This is a genomic window from Serratia sp. N21D137 (assembly GCF_047530005.1).
Classification (GTDB): Bacteria; Pseudomonadota; Gammaproteobacteria; order Enterobacterales; family Enterobacteriaceae; genus Chania; species Chania fonticola_B.
In genome coordinates, this window is the sequence record NZ_JBLJAJ010000123.1 from 1 (window position 1) to 632 (window position 632).

A 632-nucleotide genomic window follows, 5' to 3' on the forward strand; every position below is an offset into this window, starting at 1 on the left:
GACACGTCGCTCGTCCGGGCAGTGCGCCAGACAGAGCGAGAAGCGCGAATGGTCATCCAGCAAGGTCAGCGGATGACAACGCCCTTCGGCGAAGGGGAAGTGGCCTTTAAAGTCCATCTGCCAGAGTCGGTTCGGGGCGTCATGTTCAAAGCGTCCGACGGTGGGCCCCGGTGACGGACCGCCCGGTAGCAGGTCATGGCGGCGCATGAGGTTATGCACGGTGCTGGCGGCCGGTAACGTATGCCCCTGCATCTCGAGCCACCGCTTGAGCTTGCGTGCGCCCCACATCGGATGGGCCAGGTGTGCAGCGCGGAGATGTTGGACAACGGTGTCAGAGGTTCTGCTGGGGGAATGGTGTGGCACTCGAGAACGTTCGTTCAGACCGGCGCGCCCATCAGAGTGCCAGCGATGTAACCACTTGTATGCGGTAGCAGGCGCTATGCCGAACTGACGGCATAGCGCACGGATATTAGCGCCTTCTTGCGAGGCGAAAAGCACAAACTCGGTACGTAATGACATGGCAGATCTCTCATCCCACGGCATAAGCAACTCCACTCAGAAGTACTCATACCTATGTTGTAAGTGTCTACCATGTCCCCGAACAAGTGTTCATGATGTCCCCGGTCTGTACA

The 632-nt window shown here is 59.0% G+C and carries 1 protein-coding gene; it reads right to left on the reverse strand.

What is annotated here, in order from left to right; translation table 11 throughout:
• On the reverse strand, positions 1–555 hold a 555-nt coding region (locus tag ACMV5H_RS25625; protein WP_414822816.1), incomplete at its 3' end, for a helix-turn-helix domain-containing protein.
• Positions 556–632 lie beyond the last annotated feature (77 nt).